The organism is Pseudoalteromonas sp. SG44-8 (genome assembly GCF_014164125.1).
Classification (GTDB): Bacteria; Pseudomonadota; Gammaproteobacteria; order Enterobacterales; family Alteromonadaceae; genus Pseudoalteromonas; species Pseudoalteromonas rhizosphaerae.
The window spans coordinates 1-23,234 of record NZ_JACJEQ010000014.1 but is presented as its reverse complement, the minus strand read 5'-3'; the positions used below and the strand labels follow the sequence as shown (position 1 = coordinate 23,234).

Sequence of the window (23,234 nt, the reverse complement as noted above, 5' to 3'; positions counted from 1 at the left end):
CGCATTATGGTAGCTACTCGGCAATCACACCAACACGACAAACCGGGTGATTTTAGCACACGACTTGGTTTACTTAACTTAACGCAAGAAAAGCGCGAACTATTAAGTAAAGCGAATACCCTTTGCGCTGAACTGCATAATCATCAGCAACAAAATATTGCCATGGAAATGGTCGAAATTTTGGTGGAAATGAATCTCGATGCAGACACCCTCGCTACCGCATATATTACGCCGAGTTTTTTGGCTAATCTAATCGACATCGATACAGTAAGCGATGTGATGGGGAGCCATGTGGCAACTCTGCTAACGGGTGTTGCACAAATGGCTACTATTAGCACTTTGGCTCATCAAGGTACTGGCACCGTTCAAGTTGATAATATACGCCGTATGTTATTGGCGATGGTTGAAGATGTGCGCGCTGTGGTTATTAAACTTGCTGAGCAGGTATGTCATTTACGAGAGGTTAAAAACGCCAACGAAGAAGAGCGGGTGATTGCTGCAAAAGAAACCGCTGATATCTTTGCGCCACTTGCTAACCGGTTAGGGATTGGGCAATTAAAGTGGGAGCTGGAAGATCTATCGTTTCGCTATTTGCACCCTGATGTGTATAAAAATATTGCCAAGCAATTGGATGATAAGCGCCTAGGTCGCGAAGCTTATATGGTAGATATGGTTGAGCAAGTTAAAACTAAACTGGCTCAAGCAGGTATTAAAGGCGAGGTATATGGTCGGCCAAAACATATCTACAGTATTTACAAAAAAATGGCGCAAAAGAATTACGAGTTTGACCAGTTATTTGATATTCGCGCCATGCGTATTGTGGTGGATGAATTGCAAGATTGTTACGGTGCGCTGGGGATCGTACACACCAATTGGCGCCATCTAAATAAAGAATTTGATGATTATATTGCCACCCCTAAACAAAATGGTTATCAATCTATTCATACCGTAGTATTTGGCCCAGAAGGCAAAACGGTTGAAATCCAAATTCGTACCCACGCGATGCACCAAGATGCTGAGCTCGGAGTCGCTGCGCACTGGATGTATAAAGAAGGGGCGTTACCTGGGCGTGGTTCTGGGTATGAGCAAAAAATTAGCTGGTTGCGTAAATTATTGCAATGGCAAGAAGAAGTGGTTGATGGCAGCGATTTAGCCGAAGAGCTAAAAAATCAAGTGGTCGAAGATCGGGTGTATATTTTTACCCCCCGTGGCGATATTTTTGATTTACCGCTGGGCGCAACACCATTGGATTTTGCTTATTATATTCACTCAAATGTCGGCCATCGTTGTATTGGTGCAAAAGTATTTGGCAAAATTGTGCCTTTTACCCATCAATTACACACTGGCGATCAGGTTGAAATTTTAACCCAAAAACAACCGAATCCTAGCCGCGATTGGTTAAATCCATCACTGGGATATATTAAATCATCCCGCGCGAGAGCGAAAATACACCACTGGTTTAAACAACTCGATCGCGATAAAAATCTCAGTGCTGGTAAAGAAATTCTAGATAACGAATTGCAAAAGCTCGATTTGACCTACAAAAACTTAGAGCCGGCTATTATTCGCTATAACTTTAAAGAGTTAGATGACTTAATGGTTGCGATTGGCGCCGGCGATGTGCGTTTAAATCAGTTGCTGAATTTTATCACGGATCGCTCTGATGACGAGCCCGTCATCCGCTTTAAGAACCCGACTAAAATCAGCGGTGATAAAAATGGTATCGTGGTTGATGGGGTTGGTAGTTTAATGAGCCATGTGGCTAAATGTTGCCGCCCAGTTCCTGGTGAGTCAATAATCGGTTATATCACGCAAGGGCGTGGCATAGGTGTGCATAGGACTGATTGTGATTCTTTTAATAATCTAAGAACACAACATCCTGAGCGTGTTATTGCGGTTAGTTGGTCAGACGAAATTAACGGCTCTTATGCTCTGTGTATTAAAATTGAAGCAAGTGACAGAGCTGGGCTTATACGTGATATTAGTTCGGTACTGGCCAATGAAAAAGTTAATGTGCTGAATATGAATATGGAAACCGTAGACGACCGCCAATTAGCGTTGTTTACCATGCAAGTGGAAGTACATGATTTATCAAGTACCAATCGATTACTATCAAAATTAGATCAAATCGAAGGCGTGCATGAAGCAAAACGTAGTCATTAGGAATGTAAATGAACCAGACAACTAATACCTCGACGAATACCTTAACTGAGTTATTAGCCATTATGGCTAAATTACGTGATCCAGCAACAGGCTGCCCGTGGGATTTAAAGCAAGACTTTACATCCATCGTACCGCATACCTTAGAAGAAGCATACGAGGTAGCCGATTGCATTGAAAAAGGTGATTTCGATGAGCTTAAAAATGAACTGGGTGATTTACTCTTTCAAGTGATTTTTTATGCGCAATTGGCACAAGAGCAAGGGTTATTTGATTTTAATGATGTAATGGCTGGGCTAAATAATAAGTTAGTGCGTCGCCATCCACATGTATTTGCCGATCAGCAAGGGCTGACTGAACAACAACTCAGTGAGCAGTGGCAAACTATAAAAGCACAGGAGCGGGCAGCAAAAGCTGAACCGCAGAGCAACACATTATGGCAAGATATACCTGCAAATCTGCCTAGTTTGAGTAAAGCCAAAAAAATTCAGCAGCGGGTTGCAGGATTAGGCTTTGATTGGCCTAGTTATCATGGTGCATTAGATAAAGTGGCTGAAGAAGTTGATGAAGTAAAAGAAGCGTTAGCCGTTGATCCATTTTCAGCACACAGCGCAGAAGAAATCGGCGATTTATTGTTTGCTACAGTTAATGTAGCACGGCATATTAAACGTGACCCAGAGCAATTATTACGTAGTGCCAACGATAAGTTTTCAGCGCGATTTGAAAAAGTACAAGCCTATTTATGTGAGCGTGGGCAATCGCTTGATACAGCAACCCTTGCTGAAATGGATGCCGCATGGGATGCGATAAAAAAGCAGCAGTAAATAATGCGAAACGCTGAGTGCGTTTTTTGTGCAGAGAATTACTAACTTTCGCTGGATTGATGGCAGTGCCTTTGCTATAATTTCGCCCCGTCTTGATTCTATATTTTTCCTTTTAATTCCTGATATTCTAGGGTTCGCATGAGTACAAAATTTATCTTCGTTACCGGCGGGGTTGTTTCCTCGTTGGGTAAAGGTATTGCAGCAGCATCGTTGGCAGCTATTTTAGAGGCCCGTGGTTTAAATGTTACCATTTTAAAGCTGGATCCTTATATCAACGTTGACCCAGGCACAATGAGCCCAATTCAACATGGTGAAGTATTTGTCACCGAAGACGGCGCTGAAACCGATCTTGATTTAGGTCACTATGAACGTTTCATCCGTACCAAAATGACAAGCCGTAACAACTTCACACAAGGTCGTGTATATGAAGATGTGCTGCGTCGTGAGCGTCGTGGTGAGTACCTTGGTGCAACAATTCAGGTTATTCCACATATTACCAACGATATTAAGCAACGTGTTTATGACGGTGCTGAAGGCCATGATGTGGCACTCGTTGAAATTGGTGGAACGGTTGGTGATATTGAGTCACAACCATTCTTAGAAGCAATTCGTCAGCTTGGCACAGAGATTGGCCGTGAGCGCGCATTGTTTATTCACTTAACGTTAGTGCCATTCTTAGGCCCTGCGGGTGAAGTGAAAACCAAACCAACACAGCATTCTGTTAAAGAGTTACGCTCGATTGGTATTCAACCAGATATTCTTATCTGTCGTTCAGATCGTAAATTACCAAATAACGAACGTGCAAAGATTGCTCTTTTCACTAACGTTGAAGAAAAAGCGGTTATTTCATTACCAGATGTAGACAGCATTTATAAAATTCCTGCGCTATTAAAATCGCAAGAGCTTGATAACTTTGTATGTCGTCGCTTCCATCTTGATTGCCCTGAAGCTGATTTAGTTGAGTGGGAACAAGTGTTATACCAAGAGTCAAACCCAACGGGTGAAGTGACTATCGGTATGGTTGGTAAATACATTGAACTACCTGATGCCTATAAATCTGTAAACGAAGCACTTAAACATGCAGGTCTTAAAAATCGTTTAACAGTAAACATTCAATATGTTGATTCACAAGATGTTGAAAGTAAAGGTACTGAGTTACTAGCTAACCTTGATGCTATTTTAGTTCCTGGTGGTTTTGGTGGTCGCGGTGTTGAAGGTAAAATTTTAGCGGCAAAATATGCCCGTGAAAATAAAGTACCTTACCTTGGTATCTGTTTAGGTATGCAAGTTGCGCTAATTGAGTATGCACGTAATGTTGCAGGCTTATTAGATGCAAACTCAACCGAGTTTAATGCTAAATCGTCAAGCCCTGTGGTTGGTTTGATCACCGAATGGTTAGATGCGGAAGGCAACATTGAAACACGTAGCGAAAAATCTGATTTAGGTGGCACTATGCGTTTAGGCGCACAAAAATGTCATTTAACACCAGGCTCAAAAGTACGTGAAGTATATGGTAGTGATGAGATTGTTGAACGTCATCGTCATCGTTACGAAGTAAACAATAATTTTGTTGAACAGCTTGAAAAAGCTGGCTTGAGTTTCACTGGTTTATCGGAAGATAAAAAGCTAGTTGAAATCATCGAGAATAAAGATCACCCGTGGTTTATTGCGGCTCAATTCCACCCGGAATTCACCTCAACACCGCGTGATGGTCATCCGCTATTTGAAGGGTTTGTTGCCGCTGCGCATATTCATCAAAAAGCGTCATCGTAATGTGAATAAGCCGTGCACTATGCACGGCTTATTTGTTTTTAAAGCCGACGGCATTAAGGAAAATTAATAAAGTCGGAGTAGACTCACCATTTTGGGAAAAGAGGAATCAAGATGTCAAATATCGTAAAAGTGATCGGTCGCGAAATTATGGATTCGCGTGGTAACCCAACTGTAGAAGCTGATGTTCATTTAGCTGACGGTTCATGGGGCCGCGCTGCTGCACCATCAGGTGCATCAACAGGTACTCGCGAAGCACTAGAATTACGTGATGGTGATAAAGCACGTTACTTAGGTAAAGGTGTATTAAAAGCGGTTGGTTTTATTAATAATGAAATCGCGACAGCCTTAGCTGGCCAAAATGCACTAGAGCAAAGCACTGTTGACCAAGTAATGCTAGATTTAGATGGTACCGAAAATAAAGAAAAACTAGGTGCAAATGCAATCTTAGCAGTGTCATTAGCAACTGCAAAAGCTGCTGCACAATCTAAAAAAGTAGAGCTTTATGAGCACATTGCTGACTTAAACGGTACACCAGGTGTTTATTCTATGCCGTTACCAATGATGAACATCATCAATGGTGGTGAGCATGCTGATAACTCAGTTGATATTCAAGAATTCATGATCCAGCCAGTTGGCGCTGCCAACTTCCGTGAAGCGCTTCGCATGGGTGCAGAAATATTCCACAGCCTTGCCAAAGTACTTAAAGCTGATGGTCATTCAACCGCAGTGGGTGATGAAGGTGGTTTTGCACCAAACCTTGCCTCTAACGAAGCGGCACTTGCAGCAATTAAAGTTGCTGTTGCTAATGCAGGCTACGAGTTAGGCAAAGACATTACTCTAGCACTTGATTGTGCTGCGTCTGAGTTTTACGACAAAGAAGCAAATATCTACGACCTTAAAGGCGAAGGTAAAAAATTCACGTCAGAAGAGTTTAACTACTTCTTAAAAGATCTAACTGAACAGTACCCAATCGTGTCTATCGAAGATGGCCTTGATGAGTCTGATTGGGACGGCTTTGCACACCAAACAAAATTACTTGGCGATAAGATCCAATTAGTTGGTGACGATTTATTCGTTACAAACACTAAGATCTTAAAGCGTGGTATCGACAACGGTATTGCTAACTCAATCTTAATCAAGTTTAACCAAATTGGTTCACTAACTGAAACGTTAGCTGCAATCAAAATGGCTAAAGACGCTGGTTTCACTGCTGTTATTTCTCATCGCTCAGGCGAAACTGAAGATTCAACGATTGCTGATTTAGCAGTGGGTACTGCAGCTGGTCAAATCAAAACAGGTTCATTGAGCCGTTCTGATCGTGTAGCTAAGTACAACCAATTGCTACGTATTGAAGAGCAATTAGGCGCTAAAGCACCTTTTAATGGTCTTAAAGAAGTTAAAGGTCAGTAATTCTTTTATAAGAAGCTGATTTAAACTTTTGAAAAATCCTCGCAAATGCGGGGATTTTTTTGTTTTGTTAGATGATATTTTATGCAATAAGGTTGTAGGTGTGTAAAGTTTAAATTTAATAGGGGTTTAAGGTTCTTTTTTTGTTGTTTAATTGTTATTTTATTGGTGTAAAAAATAACAGTTAGCAGATTATGAAAAATAACAAGATTACTCATCTACTTAATGCAAAGTATCATGGTGAGCTCCCACCACAACAAAGAATTTTAGATTTTGCTCTTACAGATTCCGAATTTGTCTATCATTGGTTATGTCATGTTGTTTCATGCTCAAGCTGTCCACAAGAACTCGCAATTGTTTTGTGTTTAGCTAAGCACCATGAAATTAAAGCGCTTCAGATATTGACTCATTTTTGGCCAAAGAGAATAGTTAACCATGATACAGTTGATAGTTTTGCAAAGCATTTATCGAGTATGCCTAATGTTATAAGGCAATATGCAGAACCTGATTTGATAAATTTGTGGTCTAGCTTAATTACCCCAGCAGTGCCTCAATCTAGTGGGCAATCAACACCCGTGACGATAATAGAAAGTATGCTAACGGAAGAATTGGCCAACGAGATAATTAAGTTTGCTGCGAAGAGTTTAAGTTTAGCTGCTGTCTATGCAGAGGCGTCTACTAGACAGAGAGTTGCAGATATTAGGGATAACGAGCAACTTATAACGCAATTACCTGTAGGTGATATTTCGGTTGCTATACTACAGCGCCTCATGTGCTCTGATGACTATACTGATTTAGCTTATGCTGAACCTATGGTGGTTTACCGTTATGTTAAAGGCCAACAATATAAGTGGCACTATGATTTTATAACTCCCTCAAACGAAGATGCTAAAAATGAGCTAAATTTTTTCGGGCAAAGGCAACGTACACGTATTATTAATTTAAATGAGGGGTTTGGCGGCGGAGAAACGGCCTTTAAAGATTGGAATATAAGCGTAAAAGCTAAACAAGGGCAAATTATTAAGTTCAATAATATGTTTGATAATAAAGTGGACAAAAAGTCAGTACATAGCGGTAAACCAGTGTTATCGGGGGAAAAATGGATATGTACGCTGTGGATGCGAGAGAAGCCATTTTGGCTACGCGCATCTATATGGCATAAAGATTAACATTTAACGGATGATCACAGCTGAAATTGCTGCTTCAAAATCTGCCCTGTAAAGCTGGTTTTTAAATAAAAACCACGGGGTAGGGTTTTAATAATTTGCCCGTTTGGACCGATTGCATCGGTGACTATTCTGCTGTTAGCTGCTTTTGGGCGAATTTGCATCGCATCCCCTAAATGCCCTGAGATCTCATCAATACGTCCCAGTGCAATCAACTCCATTTGCTCTTCCCAGTCTCGCTGTAACTGCGCATCTTGCTCAGCGGAGGGTTGCCATAAAAAGCCACTGCCAATGGTCCTATCAAATGGCACAATGTCTCGCTCGCCTAGAATGGGTAGCCACAAGACATGATTGAGTTTTTTACGCACATTACTTTGCTGCCATGTCATACCTGTGACATTTAATAACGGTGTCACAGACACAAAAGTGGTCTCTAATGGTTTGCCTTTATATGAGATTGGTAACGTTTTAAGTTCAATCCCGAGCTCTTCAAAATCAGGGGTTGGTTTGGAACCTGCCGTTGCACCTAATGCATATTCAATCAATTGTCCCGTCCAGCCTTTTTCCTTTAATAAATGCTCAGGTGTTTTAAACTGATAATGACTTGCTAATTGGCCTAATGTCAGCCCTGAAATGTTGCTAACACGTTGCATTAATTCATTGATTGAATGTGGTTTTATCGGTTTCATAGCGAGTTATTTGGTTGTATAAATTCACTACTCATGATAGCAAAAGAGTTTAACCGTGGATATCTTTGCGTTTGGGTGTTTTTTGTTCAGTGATAGTTTGCTGTGTTTTTAGGCAAGGTGAAACTTGCTGACTTTAAGCTTAATGTATTGAATTTAATGGTTTTTAACTGTTAAATTTGCAAAGCCTTTAAGCTGTGTTGAAAACTTGTTGGGATAAATACATAACTATGAACAATGTTATCCACAGAAACTGTGGAAAAGGCAAGTTATTGGATCTGTTATTGTGGATTTGTTTGCAAAATGAGCTGTATAAACTAAAGTTATGCACAAGCTGTGAGTAAGATGCGTAAAACTCTGAATATTGTTTGCCGTATTGCAGGTAATGTGGAACAATCATTAAAAATCGACTTACAAATGAGGCACTAAGGTGATTGATGCCGAAGGTTTTCGTGCCAATGTCGGAATTGTAATTTGCAATAATCAGGGACAGGTCTTTTGGGCCAGACGTTATGGTCAGCATTCTTGGCAGTTTCCTCAAGGTGGTGTTGATAGTGGCGAAACAGCAGAGCAGACCATGTTTCGTGAATTACACGAAGAAGTCGGCTTGCGTCCTGAAGATGTAGAAATTGTCGCAAGTTCAAAACATTGGTTACGTTATAAATTGCCCAAGCGTTTGATCCGCCGAGACTCCAGTCCGGTGTGTATTGGGCAAAAGCAAAAATGGTTTTTATTGAAACTGCGTTGTAAAGACGAAGACGTCAACTTACTAAAAACACATCATCCGGAATTTGATGATTGGCGGTGGGTAAGTTATTGGTATCCGGTAAGGCAAGTTGTATCGTTTAAACGCGATGTTTATCGCCGTGTTATGAAAGAATTCGCACCCTTTGCGATGCCTTTTAATAAACGTGAACAGTCCAAAGATACTTGGCGCCATAAAGGTAAATAATATAAAGGAGCAGTATTATGCTGGCTACACTCAGAGCTATTGCCGAGTCCGTTTCGCAACAAGCGAGTTTGGATAGTGCGCTAGCATGTTTTGTTGAAATGGTGAAAGATGCCATGAAAACTGAGTGCTGCTCCATTTATTTTGCTGATTACAGTCAAGATAATTTTGTATTAATGGCAACCAGAGGGCTTAATCCCGCAGCCGTGGGTAAGTTTAGAATCGGTTTTACCGAAGGTTTAGTTGGCTTAGTAGCACAACGAGAAGAACCTATTAATATTGCCTTTGCCAAGTCTCACCCCCGTTTTAAACTCTCTCCTGAAGTGGACGAAGAAGGCTTCAACGCATTTTTGTCTGTGCCTGTAGTTCATCAAAAAAAAGTACTGGGCGTTATTGTTGTACAACAGAAAATTGCCCGTGTATTTAGTCAAGATGAAGAGTCTTTTTTAATTACGTTATCTGCGCAACTAGCGTCGCAATTAGCCCATGCAGAAATCAAAGAAGTTCTTCGCCAAGATGAGTTTTCTCATCAGACCTCGGTGCTAAAAGGGGTTTCTAGCGCGCCAGGAATTGCGATAGGGCAGGCGTTTGTTATTCTGCCGAAACTTGACTTTAAATCGATAGAATTAAAAAAAGACGATAACTGTATTGAGCAACGCCGCTTATTTACTCAAGCTGTTGCTGCAACCCGCAAAGAATTTAACACCTTGTCGATGACTCTTAGCGATTCCATTCCTAAAGAAGCGTTGGCAGTATTTGAGGTGTATCAGCAACTACTGGATGCAAAAAGTTTAGGGCAGAATGTTGAAGCACAGCTGCAAGAGGGCTGGTGTGCAAAAAGTGCATTGAAAATAGTGATCGAACGATTGATCTCCCAATTCAATGCCATGCAGGATCCTTATATCAAAGAGCGTGCGGTTGATGTTAAAGATATCGGCCTGCGCGTACTGCATCACCTCGTAAATACTGAACACGCAGTAAAAAGTTATCCTAAAGATACAGTACTGATCGCTAATACTTTAACCCCAGCCATGCTTGCAGAAGTGCCTAAAGGCCATTTAGTTGGCGTGGTGAGTGTTAACGGTGCGGCAAATAGTCATGCGTCAATTTTAACCCGTGCCATGGGGATCCCTGCAATTTGGGGTATTGAAGATTTACCGTTATTGCAGTTTGATGGTAAACCAATGATTTTAGATGCATACGCAGGGCGATTATATATTTCGCCTTCGCAAATGCTACAAGATGAGTATTTACAATTACAGCACCAAGAAAGTCTATTAAACGACAAGTTTGTGGCTGAGCAAGAATGCGATGCAGTGACATTAGATGGCGAGCATATTAGCTTGTTGCTCAATGCTGGTTTGGAACTCAATACTGAAAAAGCTAACACCAAAGTCTGTGATGGCGTTGGCTTATACCGAACTGAAGCCTGGTTTATGCAAAAAGGCCAGTTTCCATCACAAATAGAACAAGAGAATTGGTATCGCGAAGTATTAGCCAGTTATCATCCAGAACCTGTAGTGATGCGTACGCTTGATATTGGTGGTGATAAAGCACTTGATTACTTTGATATTACTGAAGAAAACCCATTTTTAGGCTGGCGGGGTATTCGTGTCACATTGGACCACCCAGAGATCTTTTTAGATCAGCTCAAAGCCATGGTTAGAGCAAATATTGGTTTAGGTAATTTAAAAATTATGCTGCCAATGATAAGCGGTACCGAAGAGGTTGATGAATCTTTAGCGTTGTTAGAGCAAGCCTATTTTGAACTGGAAGAAAAATACCCAGAGCAAGCCATTGAACGCCCAGAGATTGGCGTAATGTTAGAAGTCCCTTCAAGTGTATTTATGCTCCCTGAATGGTCTAAAAAAGTAGATTTTTGTTCTGTGGGTAGTAACGATTTGACGCAATACTTACTTGCCGTCGATCGTTCTAATGCGCGTGTTGCTGATTTATTTAATCCCTATCATCCTGCGGTATTAAGAGTACTGCAAAAAGTTGCAAAAGAGTGTCAGCAATATGAAATGTCCTTTAGTTTATGTGGTGAATTAGGTGGCGATCCTGAAGGTGCAATACTGCTGATTGCGATGGGTTATCGACGCTTGAGTATGAACTACTCATCATTAAGTAAAGTTAAATGGGTATTAAGACGTTTAAAAGCCAGCGATATGGAAGCATTACTGGCGGAGTGTTTAGCACAATCTACTGCAAAACAAGTGCTTAGGTTAACGCGTAATTTTATGATTGAGCATCAACTTGGTGAATTATTTTATACCCCAAATCAGGCTTCTTAGTAGCCTAAACGAGTGCTGTAAAGATTCGATATAATCGATTAGTATATGCATATAATAAATTCAATTTTATAAGAGTGTACGATGCATGATTTAGTTATCCTGATTATCAGCTGCGCGCTATTAGGTTGTGTGGTTGGTTTTTTAGCTGGGTTATTAGGCATTGGCGGCGGATTAATTATTGTGCCAGTACTGAGTTCATTATTAGTGCATTTTAATGTTGTTGCGGTTGATCATGTACTGGTTATTGCTATTGCTACCTCGCTTGCCTCTATTTTATTCACTTCAACGTCATCTGCATTAGCGCACCATAAGAATCAAAATGTGCCATGGGAAATTGCGCCTTGGGTTATGTCTGGCGTTGGACTTGGTGCTCTGATCAGTGGTTTTGCCGCGAGTTTAATTCCAGAACAGTTATTACGCATCGTTTTTGCTGTTAGTGTGGTGTTTATTGCTGCTCGTATGGTGTTGTCTGCTCGTAATAAACCTGTCGCGGTCAAACCTATGCCAAGAGGCCCAATTATTGGCGCTATTAGTGCAGTGATGGGCGGATTATCAGGTTTGATTGGTATTGGTGGCGGCGCATTGATTGTGCCGCTACTACATTATTTTTCAGTTGATATTAAAAAAGCCATAGGCTGCGCGGCAGCATGTGGCATTGTGATTGCGTTATTTGGCTCTGTGGGGTATATCAGCGCTGGTTGGCAAGTAACCGATTTACAACATGGCTTTGCAGGTTTTGTGTATTTACCAGCATTATTAGGTATAGTGATAACTTCGTGGTTTATGGCACCAATTGGAGCCAAAGCAACGCATTATTTACCTGTTTCAACGATAAAAAAAGTGTTCGCGGTGTTACTGGTTATTATCGCGCTTCAAATGGTTTTTAGTTAAGGTTTAATTTTTATGGCTCTTGAATTTCCAGACATCAATCCGATTATTTTCTCTGTCGGTCCTCTCAGCGTACGTTGGTACGGTTTAATGTATTTAATTGGTTTTGCTTTTGCGATGTGGTGGGCAAATAGGCAAGCGGCTAAACCTAACTCGGGGTGGACAAAAGAAGAGGTCAGTGATTTACTGTTCTACGGTATGTTGGGAGTCATTCTGGGTGGTCGGATTGGCTATGTACTGTTTTATCAATTTAGTTATTTTTTAGAAAATCCACTGTATTTATTTAGAATCGATCAAGGTGGTATGTCTTTCCACGGTGGCACTTTAGGGGTGATAACCGCTATTTGTGTGTTTGCCTGGACACGTAAAAAACAGTTACTTGCAGTGGGGGATTTTGTTGCTCCGCTAGTGCCGGTTGGCCTTTTAGCAGGGCGTATTGGTAACTTTATTAACGGCGAATTATGGGGCAGAACTACCGATGTACCATGGGCTATGGTATTCCCAACTGGTGGTCCACTGGCGCGTCACCCATCACAGTTGTATGAGGCATTTTTAGAAGGCCTAGTGCTGTTTATTATTCTGTATGTGTTTACAAAAAAGCCACGTCCAGCGGGCAGCGTAGGCGGATTATTTTTACTAGGCTACGGGGTATTTAGATTTTGCGTTGAGTACGTACGTGAACCCGATGCGCATTTAGGTTTATTTGGCGGCTTTATTTCAATGGGGCAAATATTGTCATTGCCGATGGTCATCGCAGGCCTAGGTTTGATAATATGGGCGTATAAAAAGCCACAGCCAGCTGTTGCCAGCAAAGCTTAATAAAAGAAGTTAACAATGAAACAATATTTAGAATTATGTCAGCGCATCGTTGATGAAGGCGTGTGGGTTGAAAATAAACGTACAGGAACTCGTTGCTTAACGGTTATCAATGCCGAGCTTGAGTATGATGTGGCAAATAATAAGTTCCCAATGATCACTACCCGTAAAAGTTACTACAAGGCGGCGATAGCTGAATTGTTAGGTTATTTACGTGGTTATAGTAGCGCTGCGCAATTTCGTGACATAGGTTGCATGACTTGGGATGCTAATGCCAATGAAAACCAAGCATGGTTAAATAATCCGAACCGCCAAGGTGAGGATGACATGGGCCGAGTATATGGCGTACAAGCTCGTGATTGGCAACGCCCTGATGGCACTGCGTTAGATCAGTTGAAAAAAGTCATTGATAATTTAAAAAATGGTGTGGATGACAGAGGCGAGATCATCACTTTTTATAATCCGGGTGAATTTGAGTTAGGGTGTTTGCGCCCATGTATGCACACGCATACTTTTTCGCTTCTTGGCGATACGCTTTATTTAACCTCGTATCAGCGTAGTTGTGATGTGCCACTTGGTTTGAACTTCAATCAAATCCAATGTTTTGTATTGCTTGCACTGGTCGCGCAGATCACTGGCCACAAAGCAGGTAAGGCCTACCATAAAATCGTTAATGCCCATATTTATGAGAACCAACTGGAATTAATGCGCGATGTGCAGTTACAGCGTGAGCCATTTGCATCACCTACGTTGACGATTAATCCAAATATTAAATCACTCGAAGATATCGAAACGTGGGTCACCCGTGATGACTTTGAGGTAAATGGCTATCAATGCCACGATGCAATTAAATACCCGTTTTCAGTGTAACAATTAATAAGCATCATAGTTTTAAGGAGAGAATAATGAAAGCAGTGATCCCAGTTGCAGGACTTGGCACCCGTATGTTGCCAGCTACTAAAGCTATTCCAAAAGAGATGTTACCGATTGTAGATAAACCCTTGATTCAATATGTAGTTAATGAAGCGGTTGCTGCGGGTATTAAAGAAATTGTATTAGTGACTCACTCTAGTAAAAACTCTATTGAAAACCATTTTGATACCAGCTTTGAGTTAGAAGCAACGCTAGAGAAGCGGGTTAAGCGTCAGTTACTTGCTGAAGTACAAGCTATTTGTCCAAAAGATGTGACAATTATTCACGTTCGCCAAGGTGAAGCAAAAGGGTTAGGGCACGCAATAAACTGCGCTGCGCCGATTATTGGTAACGAACCGTTTGTGGTTATTTTACCAGACGTAATTATTGATGACGTTGAAAGCGATCTTCAAAAAGATAATTTAGCTGAAATGATTACTCGCTTTAATGCAAACGGCGAAAGCCAAATAATGGTTGAGCCTGTGCCTATGCAGGATGTTGATAAGTTTGGTGTGGTCGATTTAGGCGACGTAAAGCTTGAACAAGGGCAAAGCGCAGCGATCCTTAATATGGTTGAAAAACCTCCTGTGCATAGCGCACCATCAAATTTGGCTGTGGTAGGTCGTTATGTGCTAAGTAAAAATATTTGGCCATTACTTGCAAAAACTCCCGCAGGCGCCGGCGACGAAATTCAGTTAACAGACGCAATTGCTATGTTGATGGAAAAAGAATCTGTTGCTGCTTATGCGATAAAAGGGCGTAGTCATGATTGTGGTAGTAAGTTGGGCTATTTAAAAGCTACTATTGAATTTGCACTGCGTCGTGATGAATTTAAAGATGAACTAAGTGATTTTATTAAAACCTTAGTTTAAGCTCATTTATTGAGCCTAACTTATAAAAGTGCCTTAGTGGCACTTTTTTATTGCTTAAAAATCCTGAAACTGGCACTGACTTTGCTTATAATATGGCATTATTTATTTTGTGATGCTAACAGATGATGTGTTTTAAAAAGCAAGCTTGGTATACCACAGTGTTGGTTACAGCAACTGTCTGGCTTAGTGGGTGCAGTAGTATTAATGCTAACCCGGTGGAACAGCAGCCTGCATTAATTTCTGATCAACAAGTCAAAGAGTATGTTCAGCAATGGCACTCGCAACAAGAGAGTATTACTCGTTTAGCTGCGATGGAGGAAGACTTGCAACTATTAATAATGGCACTTTCCTCTCAAACTGATATTGCAGAAAACCCAGCGGTGCTTCGCGAAGATAATGTTACGGAGGCTCATTATGCTGAAAAAATACAGACCCCTGATACTGCTAACTCCTCAAAAACTATCGAAAACCGCCCCCAGCCACTGTATAACAATTCACTGCCAGGCGCGCAACTTGGGCTGTATTTAAAACCGCAAAGAGTGAGAACGCAAATAACAAAGTTACAGCAGCAATATCCACAGGCATTTAGCCAATTAGATTTTGTAATGACTGAGCGTCAAAATAAAGGTGTTACCATGTATGGGTTACGAGTTGGGCCATTTCAAAATTATACTGAGGCCAATCTATTTTGTTCTTTAGCGCAAAGTTTAGGCCAAAAATGCCTGAGTGCTCCGTTTGTTGGTGAGCCACTTTAACTAAGCCAGTTATTTATCTGATTTTTATGTAATTAATCTTAAAGTAATTGTTCTAATTGCCGATAAATCTTATGATAGGGGCTCTTTATGGTAATGCCCCATTTTTATAAGGATTTAATATGAAACGATCTCTTCCAATACTTGCTGTGAGTATTCTAGCTATATCTTTTAGTGCGGTGTCTACTACTTCTACATTCCGTGCCGAAGTAACTGTGCAGAATGCAGTTAAATTAGACAAGGATGATGATTTAAGCTTTGGTACTATCCGTGCAGTTGCAGATTTATCTGGCACTCATGTTGCGAGTATAGTTGTTAATCCATTACCAGCTGCAAGTCCTGTCTCTACTAGTAGCTCTACAGGTACAGATGCTTCAATTTCGATCATTGATGATGGAGTTCCCGCTTCTTTTACTGTATCTGAAGCGGTTAAGAATGCACAATTAAAAATAATTAGCCCTACACAAACTACTTTAGAATATGAAGGAACTAAAGATGATGGGCGGCCAAACTTTACTATTGGGAACTGGACTTATGTAATTACTTCAGGCCCTAATGAAAACGAAACTTATACAGATGGAACACCTAATTTAATGGTTGATTCTACAGATGGAACAGTATCGTTCAATATAGGAGCGACACTTAGTACACCCGATTCAGCAGCGTTTTCTAAAGATTATGCTGATGGAGTCTATTCTGGTGATTTCCAAATCGAAGTCGCTTATTAAATCGCTTCTAGTGCGACTTTTACCTTATGCAGTGGCTGTAAGTATTTTAATTTACAGCCCTAACCATTTCGCAAATACCATAGAGCAACAGTCGCTTGATTTTGGCACGTTAGTCATACCAAGTAACAGTAATGTTAGTTCCGTGATAATCAAAGCGAACGGTGACATAAATACTATGGGTAAAATTTATGTACTAGAGAAAGGACGACCTGCTGAGCTATTACTAACCGATTTCCCTGCACATACAGAATTAACTATGCAATTAGTTAATTCTGTAACCTTACAGCACAACGCACAGGGTAGCAGCAGCGCCGATTTTGAAGTACGTCTTAATGGCTTTCCAAAATCTACCATCACTGATGATTTAGGTGAGGCGAAAGTGTTTATAGGCGGCACATTAATAACAAAACCTAGTAGTAAAAGCTATTCCGATGGCGACTACTCCTCAACTACTAACCTAGAAATTTCGATTGACTACTAAGGACTGAGATGTTCAATAAATTAACAGTGATGTGTGTGCTACTAACAGCATTTTTTAGCCAAATGGCCTTGGCAAACTTATTGATTTCACCTACCCGTGTTACTTTTGATGAACGCCAGCGTAGTGCTAAAGTCACGGTGATCAATAATTCTGATGAACAACGTACGTACCGAGTAGTCTGGAGTGAAAAACAAGCTTTACCAGGTGGGGGTTATAATAATTTAGCGCAAGTGACCGAAAACAGTTTATCGCCAATGACACGTTTATCCCCTAAGCAAGTGACCTTAGCAGCAGGTGAAAAACAAACTGTTAAAATTGCAATTCGAAAGCCAAAAGATTTGCAGCAAGGCGAATACCGCTCGCACTTATTATTTCAGGCTCTACCTAACGAAAATAAAGAGCAAAAATCAGGAATACAGATCAATATGATTATGAGCTTTAGTATTCCAGTTATTTATCGTGAACAGCCAGAGCAACCTGAGGTTACGATAACTCAGGCAAATATTATAAAAAATAGCAATCAAAGCAAGCCACAAATTCAAGTTCAACTGCAACGACATAACAACTTTAGTAGTTATGGAAAACTCAGCGCTTATATAAAAACAGCATCAGGCGAGAATGAGAAAGTAGCTGAAATTAGCAATTTAAGCCTGTATCCAGAAGTTGATACTACCATTGCAACACTGAGCCTATTTAAAGATAAACAGCTGCCAACACAGGGCAGTATTTTCCTCGATTATCAAGGTGCTGAAGAATATAAAGGGGTTGATTTTGCTTCATACACACTCGCTATTGGGAAATAATCTTAAGCGTTATTAAGCGAATAAAGTGATCCGTATATTTACTCTTGGGCTTTTATTTTTAAGCTCAATGAGTTTTGCTAGTGCTGTGCAAACTGCTGATGTGTTGCGCACACTTAAGGCTATTCAAACTAAATTAAATCAACCTCACCCGCACCCGAAAGTGAGTGCACAGCAGCCCGTTATAGCCGAACACAGGCAACCTGCAGCACAGCGCATTGCCGCCGGTGAATTTTTACTCTTTTCGCTGCACTTAAACGGTGAATATCTTGGTGAAGCATTTGCGATTAAAAGCGAACAAGGTGTGTTATTGGGGTTATCGGGTTTAGTCGAAATATTACAACTGGCTATTAATGTTGATATTGCAAATGGCACCGCTTCAGGTTGGTTTATCAATGAAGCAAACTTATTTACACTAAATGCTACTGAACCTAAACAATTAATTATTAATAATCAGTTTGTTACGCTATCTTCGCAGCAACTACTAATTGATGATGATATTTATATTGATGCAGCCGTTTTACAGCGCGCCTTCTCAGTTGCTATTATTCCTGATTATGCGAATTTGACGCTAGAGCTTACAACGGCGCAATTGTTTCCTGTTGCTGCGCAACAACAAAGGCAAAAGCGTTTGTTTAACAACCAGCGTAAAGGGGATAACCAACCTACACAACCTTGGAAGGCTAGTCCCTATCAGGCGGTTTCAATGCCAGTGGCAGATTTACAGCTAAACTATCGTCGTGATAATGACAGCAGCCGTACAAGTTATTCATTATTAGGCGCTCAAGATTTTGCGTACCTTTCAGCAGAATATTTTTTAGCAGGACGTGAACAAGATTTATTGACTGACTCTCGGCTGACATTCTCTAAACAAGATGTTAATAACAGCTTACTCGGTGTTTTTGCAGCCAGCGAGTTGGAGTTTGGTGATATCACTGCAACGCAAGTAGGTAGTCGTTATAACGGTCAATATGGCCGTGGTTTTAAGTTTTCAAATTATCAGTTAGATCGCAAAATAGATAACAATCGGATTAATCTCACAGGCGCTATCCAGCCTGGTTGGGATGTTGAGCTTTATCGTAATGGCATTTTAATTGAACAACAGTTAAGCCTTGCAGATGGCCGTTATATATTCGATAGTATTGATTTACTGTATGGTGAAAATAACTTTGAGTTGATCTTTTATGGTCCTCAAGGGCAAGTTGAACGCAAAACAGAATATTACTTTATTGACGGTAATCAATTGGCGCAAGGAGAAGCTGCATACGAAATATCAGTATCAGAGCAAGGTAAACGATTACTAGGAAGTGAAAGTAATTCACAACAAAGTGGCTGGTTAGCGGCAGGGCGATACGAACGTGGTTTGACTGATAATATCGCGATTTACACCGGGGCTATGGCGCAAAAGCGTGAGGACGATGAATTTTATCAATTTGCTTTTGGCACTAATATCAACTTGTTTGAAAGAATGTTGATTAATTTAGACTACGAGCAAAATAACCAACAACAAAATGAATTAGAACTCACAGCAAGAACCCAACTGGCCGATCAATCACTGCTGTTTACCGTTACAGATCGCTCGGATCAACAGCAAGACTTGCAAAGTTATCAATTCGATATGTCGGGTGAGTTGATGCAAAATCGTTATGGTCGTCTTAATTATCAAAACAACTTTTTATTGCAGCATTCAAGCTCAGGTCGCGACCTACAACAAGCTTATAATCGTTTTAATTATAGTTACTCAGGCTTCTCTGTGAACAACCTATTGCAATGGCAAAATGTAAATGAGCAAAGCAAAGTATATGGGGCAACCCGTGTGCAAGGACGAATAGGGCGTTTATATAGCCGTTTTGGTTTTGATTATTTATTATCGCCAGACAGTGATATTTTAAGTTACCAAGCTGAATTTAATCGCAGTATTACTGCAAAGTTACAAGCCGAGCTCACACTTAAAAATACCCTAAATGAGAATATCCAATCAGCGGACTTGGGCCTTAATTGGCAAAATGATGATTTTAATTTAAGCAGCACCATTAACTACGACAGTAATGATAATTGGCTTTTTAGTTTATATAGCCGTTTTAGTTTTGGTTATGACGCTGAAAATAACCGCGCCTTTATGTCAAACCGCAGTCTAACCAGTACCGGTAGTCTACTGGTTAAAGTATTTTTAGATCAAAATAACAACGGCATTATGGATCCTGACGAGCATGGTGTTGCTGGTATAAAAGTAAAAGGGCTGCAAAATTATCGCCAAGCAATAACCGATGAAAATGGCATTGCATTGTTAACCTCAATGCCAGCTAATCGCACCACAGATATTGTGCTTGATAGAGACAGCTTCCCCGATCCGTTTTTTGTGCCTGCCAATGAGGGCTTTTCAATCACGCCAAGAGCAGGATTTATTGAATACATGGATTACCCGCTAAATAACGCCAGCGAAATTGAAGGGGTGGTGTATCAGCAGCAAGGGGATCACACTTATGTGCAGCCTTATGCAAAAATAACCCTATTAGATCAAAACGATAAAGAAGTTGCCAACACCCAAGCGGCTTATGATGGCTATTATTTGTTTACCGACCTACGGCCAGGGCAGTATCGGGCTGTGGTTGACGATAGCTTTAAAGAACGTAAAGCATTAAAAAACACCCAGCAAGTAACAGTTGATTTATCAGCAAAAGGGGATGTGTTGGTTGGGGTTGATTTTACTTTAAAATCACTCGAAGAAGTGTCGGGGACTATTGTTAATGCGGGGAATTTTTCATCGTTAATGATGTTAAAGGCATACTTACGTTTGATAAGCCCGCGCTTAAAATTACAACAGCAAGACGTGTTTTATATTCATGACCAACAGCAAAGTAAGTACATACTCGCCTTAGCATACGCTAAGCAAGTACAGCCTGAATTTACGGATCTTTGTCAGTCATTAATAAAACAAAGATTGAAGTGTGATATTGAACAACGAACAATACTTCATTAAAGGAATAGCAATGAATATCAAACAATCGTTTAGTGTAATTCAATCAGCCGTATTAATAATGAGTTTAATTATATTATCTGGCTGTACCAGCACGACGGATAGCGCGCAAAAAAGTACCAGCAGCACAGCTGAAACTAATCATGAAACCTATGTGCAGATCACGCAACAAGAGCTACAACAGTTACAAACTAGCTCTGCACAGTGGCAAGCGATTAAACCCGATCTTGAACGGTTATTACTGATTGAAAGTGATTTGAATTTATTGATAGCACAGTTAACCGCGATAGCAAATGATGACGAGAACACAGGTAATAAGAGCCATTCATCTGCTGCCTTGGCATCACAGCAAGTACCGTTAGATAGGCCTGCGCAATCTATAGCAACACAGTCAAACATAACTAACAACGCGCTTTTTGCGCTGCAAATTATTGCGGTCACTCAACAATCGCAATTAGCTCCAAGCTGGCAAACAATTCAACAAAAAGTACCGAGTTTATTGTCAGATAAATTTACCACCAATGTCGAAACTGCTCAGGTAAAAGGCATGACTTATTACCGCTTAAAAATCGGGGCATACCAATATCAAAAAAACGCCCAAGCTGATTGTGATAAATTAAAGCTACAACAGCTCAACTGCATGGTGACTCACTACACCGATAACCCAATAAAATTATAAATAGGCATAATACTTGCTTTGTTATTGCCATGTTTAGTGAGGATGGCAATTATGCGCCTTTTGTTATGTTTATTATTGCTGAGTCTAACTGCGTGTAGTTTAACGCAAGAAAAACCGCCAGCACCAAGTACCAATGCCCCAAAAGCAACAATGGCACCTTATACTGTGCATCAGTATGTGAGCGACTTGAGTAGTCAATTGAGCCATGTGCAAGGGCCATTTAAAAGCTCTGCACGGATTGCCGTTACTAGCTTTTACTTAGCCAACGCGCTAGATAGTGAGCTGGCACAAGGGCAGGGCGCTGGGCTGAGTCAGCAAATTCAAGAAAGCTTACTTACTCAGTTTACCCAACTTGGCTATAACACTATTGAATATCGCCTTGAAAAACACCTTAATTTAGCCAGCAACGCAGATGGTATATTAAGTCGCGACATTAGCAAATTACGCCAACGTCAGAATATTGACTTTGTTATCACGGGTACCTTAACACGGCAACAACATGCCTATATAGTTAACGCCCGTATGGTAAATACGCAAGATAGCCGCGTTGTATCTGCCGCCAGTACAGAGATCCCCATAAATGTGATGTGGGGCGATGAAAAAATACAACAGCGCGACGGTTATATTTACCGCAGCGAATACTAATTAGGAGCTCTCATGAAACGCTTAATATTAACTTTATGTTTGCCACTGGGTTTTGGTTGCGCGCAAATGATGGAACCGGGCAAAACAGCACAAACTGATAACTCTGCGCAGTTAGAGGGTGATCAAAGAATGGTTGCTGCTCCTGGGCAAAATAATACATTTTATCAAAACAATATTCCAGTGATGAACGATAGTAGCCAAGTCACAGTCCCAACACGTAAAAATATTAATCATTATGTACGTGGCATAATGCAAGATATGGCTGAAAATTTACAATACGTAAATACCAAAACGCCGCTGGCCGTATCAAGCTTTATTTTTTTAGATGATGATTACAACGACGGCACATTGTTAGGTAATCAAATCGCCGAAAGTTTTATGCACGAGCTACACAGTTTTGGTGTACCGGTGATCGACTTTAAAACCACCGACTACATGCGTGTTACTCCCTCTGGCGACTTTGTATTTAGTCGCGATTATTTAGAGCTAAGTAAAGATCAAAACTTCAACTACGTACTGGCGGGCACTATGGTAAATCACCAAGGTGGTGTATTAGTCAATGCCCGAATTATTGGTTTAACAAGTAAGGCAGTGGTTGGCTCTGCACAAGGGTTTATTCCGCAATCCGTTGTTGATGCACTGGACAGCAGCTATCGCACTGATGGCGTAATGCTAAAACAAGCGAGTAAGTGAGGCCAATGATGAGTAAGCTAATCCACAGCGCTAAATTATTAACCGTAGGGGGTGTGATCAGCATTCTCAGCGCATGCAGTATGACTAATAATACGGCTGAGCCTGTACAAAGTACGACTAGCCGATATGACCTTACTCAAATGCTAAAACAAGTACAAATGAATAGTGCCGAGCCACTTGATAACTCAGGGCAGTTTAGTCCTAACAAACACCATAAAACACTGGTTAATTATGTAGAGCAAATGGCGTTAGACTTAGTCGACACAATGCAAACAGAGCTTGATACCTCGATTGCCGTTACTTCATTTGTAGATTTAGATGCCAGCCTTAATAACAGCAGCCAATTAGGCAACCAGTTATCAGAGAGTTTTATTCATCAACTGCAAAAATTTGGTTATGGTATTATTGACTTTAAAACCACCGACCAAATAACTATGAACCCACGCGGTGACTTTGTATTTTCACGCGATATAGAGCAGTTAGCGGATCAACGCATCGCCAGTCATGTGTTATCAGGCACCTTGATCTACCGCAGCAACGGTGTTGAAGTAAACGCCCGTATTATTGATATCACCAGCAAACGCGTAGTTGCCAGTAGCAACAAAATACTGCCTTATTACGTACTCAACAACGCCGATATTCACCTACAACGCGCGAGTATTAACTAGCATCGTTATAAAATCCATTTAACTGCTTGATTGTAAATAGGATAAACCGTTATAATTTTGCTAT

Annotated in this window: 21 protein-coding genes; 20 read left to right on the top strand and 1 reads right to left on the bottom strand. The window is 40.7% G+C overall.

Translation table 11 applies throughout. From position 1 onward, the window contains the following. Nucleotides 1–6: 6 nt before the first annotated feature. The 5 genes from relA to H5163_RS12340 all read left to right on the top strand — a co-directional run bounded on the left by relA (nucleotide 7) and on the right by H5163_RS12340 (nucleotide 7,333). Nucleotides 7–2,163, top strand: coding sequence for a GTP diphosphokinase (gene relA / locus H5163_RS12360; RefSeq protein WP_182731179.1), 2,157 nt, complete (start codon nucleotides 7–9; stop codon nucleotides 2,161–2,163). Nucleotides 2,164–2,171: 8 nt separating this feature from the next. After that, on the top strand, nucleotides 2,172–2,984 hold the full coding sequence (gene mazG / locus H5163_RS12355) for a nucleoside triphosphate pyrophosphohydrolase (RefSeq protein WP_182735246.1): 813 nt from the start codon (nucleotides 2,172–2,174) through the stop codon (nucleotides 2,982–2,984). 138 nt (nucleotides 2,985–3,122) lie between these two features. Next, the gene (locus H5163_RS12350; protein WP_182735245.1) at nucleotides 3,123–4,757 is read left to right on the top strand and encodes a CTP synthase; all 1,635 of its coding nucleotides are present in this window, start codon (nucleotides 3,123–3,125) and stop codon (nucleotides 4,755–4,757) included. A 111-nt stretch (nucleotides 4,758–4,868) separates the two neighbouring features. Further along, the gene (gene eno / locus H5163_RS12345) at nucleotides 4,869–6,167 is read left to right on the top strand and encodes a phosphopyruvate hydratase (protein ID WP_145240917.1); all 1,299 of its coding nucleotides are present in this window, start codon (nucleotides 4,869–4,871) and stop codon (nucleotides 6,165–6,167) included. A gap of 191 nt (nucleotides 6,168–6,358) precedes the next feature. Next, nucleotides 6,359–7,333 (top strand): 2OG-Fe(II) oxygenase, encoded by a 975-nt coding sequence (locus H5163_RS12340; RefSeq protein ID WP_145240918.1) that lies wholly within the window; start codon nucleotides 6,359–6,361, stop codon nucleotides 7,331–7,333. A gap of 14 nt (nucleotides 7,334–7,347) precedes the next feature. Here the strand turns inward: H5163_RS12340 and mutH are convergent, their stop codons facing one another. Then, the gene (mutH, locus tag H5163_RS12335) at nucleotides 7,348–8,019 is read right to left on the bottom strand and encodes a DNA mismatch repair endonuclease MutH (RefSeq protein ID WP_145240919.1); all 672 of its coding nucleotides are present in this window, start codon (nucleotides 8,017–8,019) and stop codon (nucleotides 7,348–7,350) included. Nucleotides 8,020–8,446: 427 nt separating this feature from the next. Here mutH and rppH point away from each other — a divergent pair, with 427 nt between their 5' ends. From rppH to H5163_RS12260, 15 genes are all read left to right on the top strand, one after another. After that, nucleotides 8,447–8,968 carry an RNA pyrophosphohydrolase gene (gene rppH, locus H5163_RS12330; protein ID WP_145240920.1) on the top strand — a complete coding sequence of 174 codons (522 nt, stop codon included), beginning with the start codon at nucleotides 8,447–8,449 and terminating at the stop codon, nucleotides 8,966–8,968. A gap of 17 nt (nucleotides 8,969–8,985) precedes the next feature. Then, on the top strand, nucleotides 8,986–11,259 hold the full coding sequence (gene ptsP / locus H5163_RS12325; RefSeq protein ID WP_145240921.1) for a phosphoenolpyruvate--protein phosphotransferase: 2,274 nt from the start codon (nucleotides 8,986–8,988) through the stop codon (nucleotides 11,257–11,259). An 81-nt stretch (nucleotides 11,260–11,340) separates the two neighbouring features. Beyond that, entirely contained in the window at nucleotides 11,341–12,150 is an 810-nt protein-coding gene (locus H5163_RS12320) for a sulfite exporter TauE/SafE family protein (RefSeq protein ID WP_145240922.1), read from the top strand. A gap of 12 nt (nucleotides 12,151–12,162) precedes the next feature. Beyond that, entirely contained in the window at nucleotides 12,163–12,966 is an 804-nt protein-coding gene (gene lgt / locus H5163_RS12315; RefSeq protein ID WP_145240923.1) for a prolipoprotein diacylglyceryl transferase, read from the top strand. Nucleotides 12,967–12,981: 15 nt separating this feature from the next. Beyond that, nucleotides 12,982–13,833 (top strand): thymidylate synthase, encoded by an 852-nt coding sequence (locus tag H5163_RS12310; protein ID WP_145240924.1) that lies wholly within the window; start codon nucleotides 12,982–12,984, stop codon nucleotides 13,831–13,833. Nucleotides 13,834–13,868: 35 nt separating this feature from the next. Further along, the gene (gene galU, locus H5163_RS12305) at nucleotides 13,869–14,747 is read left to right on the top strand and encodes a UTP--glucose-1-phosphate uridylyltransferase GalU (RefSeq protein WP_145240925.1); all 879 of its coding nucleotides are present in this window, start codon (nucleotides 13,869–13,871) and stop codon (nucleotides 14,745–14,747) included. 122 nt (nucleotides 14,748–14,869) lie between these two features. Further along, nucleotides 14,870–15,502, top strand: a complete 633-nt coding sequence (locus tag H5163_RS12300; RefSeq protein ID WP_259399813.1) for an SPOR domain-containing protein — start codon at nucleotides 14,870–14,872, stop codon at nucleotides 15,500–15,502. 119 nt (nucleotides 15,503–15,621) lie between these two features. Beyond that, nucleotides 15,622–16,227, top strand: coding sequence for a DUF4402 domain-containing protein (locus tag H5163_RS12295; protein WP_182735244.1), 606 nt, complete (start codon nucleotides 15,622–15,624; stop codon nucleotides 16,225–16,227). A 10-nt stretch (nucleotides 16,228–16,237) separates the two neighbouring features. Further along, the gene (locus H5163_RS12290) at nucleotides 16,238–16,708 is read left to right on the top strand and encodes a DUF4402 domain-containing protein (RefSeq protein ID WP_182731181.1); all 471 of its coding nucleotides are present in this window, start codon (nucleotides 16,238–16,240) and stop codon (nucleotides 16,706–16,708) included. Between the two features lie 8 nt (nucleotides 16,709–16,716). Continuing rightward, nucleotides 16,717–17,511 carry a molecular chaperone gene (locus H5163_RS12285; protein WP_182735243.1) on the top strand — a complete coding sequence of 265 codons (795 nt, stop codon included), beginning with the start codon at nucleotides 16,717–16,719 and terminating at the stop codon, nucleotides 17,509–17,511. A gap of 25 nt (nucleotides 17,512–17,536) precedes the next feature. Then, complete coding sequence (locus H5163_RS12280; protein ID WP_182735242.1) at nucleotides 17,537–20,488, top strand: hypothetical protein; 2,952 nt, start codon at nucleotides 17,537–17,539, stop codon at nucleotides 20,486–20,488. A 10-nt stretch (nucleotides 20,489–20,498) separates the two neighbouring features. Continuing rightward, nucleotides 20,499–21,164, top strand: a complete 666-nt coding sequence (locus H5163_RS12275) for an SPOR domain-containing protein (protein WP_182735241.1) — start codon at nucleotides 20,499–20,501, stop codon at nucleotides 21,162–21,164. A gap of 51 nt (nucleotides 21,165–21,215) precedes the next feature. Continuing rightward, on the top strand, nucleotides 21,216–21,809 hold the full coding sequence (locus H5163_RS12270) for a FlgO family outer membrane protein (protein ID WP_145240937.1): 594 nt from the start codon (nucleotides 21,216–21,218) through the stop codon (nucleotides 21,807–21,809). Nucleotides 21,810–21,821: 12 nt separating this feature from the next. Then, nucleotides 21,822–22,502 (top strand): FlgO family outer membrane protein, encoded by a 681-nt coding sequence (locus H5163_RS12265; RefSeq protein WP_182735240.1) that lies wholly within the window; start codon nucleotides 21,822–21,824, stop codon nucleotides 22,500–22,502. An 8-nt stretch (nucleotides 22,503–22,510) separates the two neighbouring features. After that, entirely contained in the window at nucleotides 22,511–23,170 is a 660-nt protein-coding gene (locus H5163_RS12260) for a FlgO family outer membrane protein (protein ID WP_404936313.1), read from the top strand. Nucleotides 23,171–23,234 lie beyond the last annotated feature (64 nt).

Bases quoted from the DNA above. Each gene is read 5' to 3' on its own strand.
- H5163_RS12270 (WP_145240937.1), top strand. From the start codon at position 21,216: ATGCGCCTTTTGTTATGTTTATTATTGCTGAGTCTAACTGCGTGTAGT.
- H5163_RS12320 (WP_145240922.1), top strand. From the start codon at position 11,341: ATGCATGATTTAGTTATCCTGATTATCAGCTGCGCGCTATTAGGTTGT.
- H5163_RS12310 (WP_145240924.1), top strand. From the start codon at position 12,982: ATGAAACAATATTTAGAATTATGTCAGCGCATCGTTGATGAAGGCGTG.
- H5163_RS12260 (WP_404936313.1), top strand. From the start codon at position 22,511: ATGAGTAAGCTAATCCACAGCGCTAAATTATTAACCGTAGGGGGTGTG.
- H5163_RS12295 (WP_182735244.1), top strand. From the start codon at position 15,622: ATGAAACGATCTCTTCCAATACTTGCTGTGAGTATTCTAGCTATATCT.
- H5163_RS12350 (WP_182735245.1), top strand. From the start codon at position 3,123: ATGAGTACAAAATTTATCTTCGTTACCGGCGGGGTTGTTTCCTCGTTG.
- H5163_RS12275 (WP_182735241.1), top strand. From the start codon at position 20,499: ATGAATATCAAACAATCGTTTAGTGTAATTCAATCAGCCGTATTAATA.
- mutH (WP_145240919.1), bottom strand. From the start codon at position 8,019: ATGAAACCGATAAAACCACATTCAATCAATGAATTAATGCAACGTGTT.
- H5163_RS12340 (WP_145240918.1), top strand. From the start codon at position 6,359: ATGAAAAATAACAAGATTACTCATCTACTTAATGCAAAGTATCATGGT.
- galU (WP_145240925.1), top strand. From the start codon at position 13,869: ATGAAAGCAGTGATCCCAGTTGCAGGACTTGGCACCCGTATGTTGCCA.
- relA (WP_182731179.1), top strand. From the start codon at position 7: ATGGTAGCTACTCGGCAATCACACCAACACGACAAACCGGGTGATTTT.
- eno (WP_145240917.1), top strand. From the start codon at position 4,869: ATGTCAAATATCGTAAAAGTGATCGGTCGCGAAATTATGGATTCGCGT.
- H5163_RS12285 (WP_182735243.1), top strand. From the start codon at position 16,717: ATGTTCAATAAATTAACAGTGATGTGTGTGCTACTAACAGCATTTTTT.
- lgt (WP_145240923.1), top strand. From the start codon at position 12,163: ATGGCTCTTGAATTTCCAGACATCAATCCGATTATTTTCTCTGTCGGT.
- ptsP (WP_145240921.1), top strand. From the start codon at position 8,986: ATGCTGGCTACACTCAGAGCTATTGCCGAGTCCGTTTCGCAACAAGCG.
- mazG (WP_182735246.1), top strand. From the start codon at position 2,172: ATGAACCAGACAACTAATACCTCGACGAATACCTTAACTGAGTTATTA.
- H5163_RS12265 (WP_182735240.1), top strand. From the start codon at position 21,822: ATGAAACGCTTAATATTAACTTTATGTTTGCCACTGGGTTTTGGTTGC.
- H5163_RS12300 (WP_259399813.1), top strand. From the start codon at position 14,870: ATGATGTGTTTTAAAAAGCAAGCTTGGTATACCACAGTGTTGGTTACA.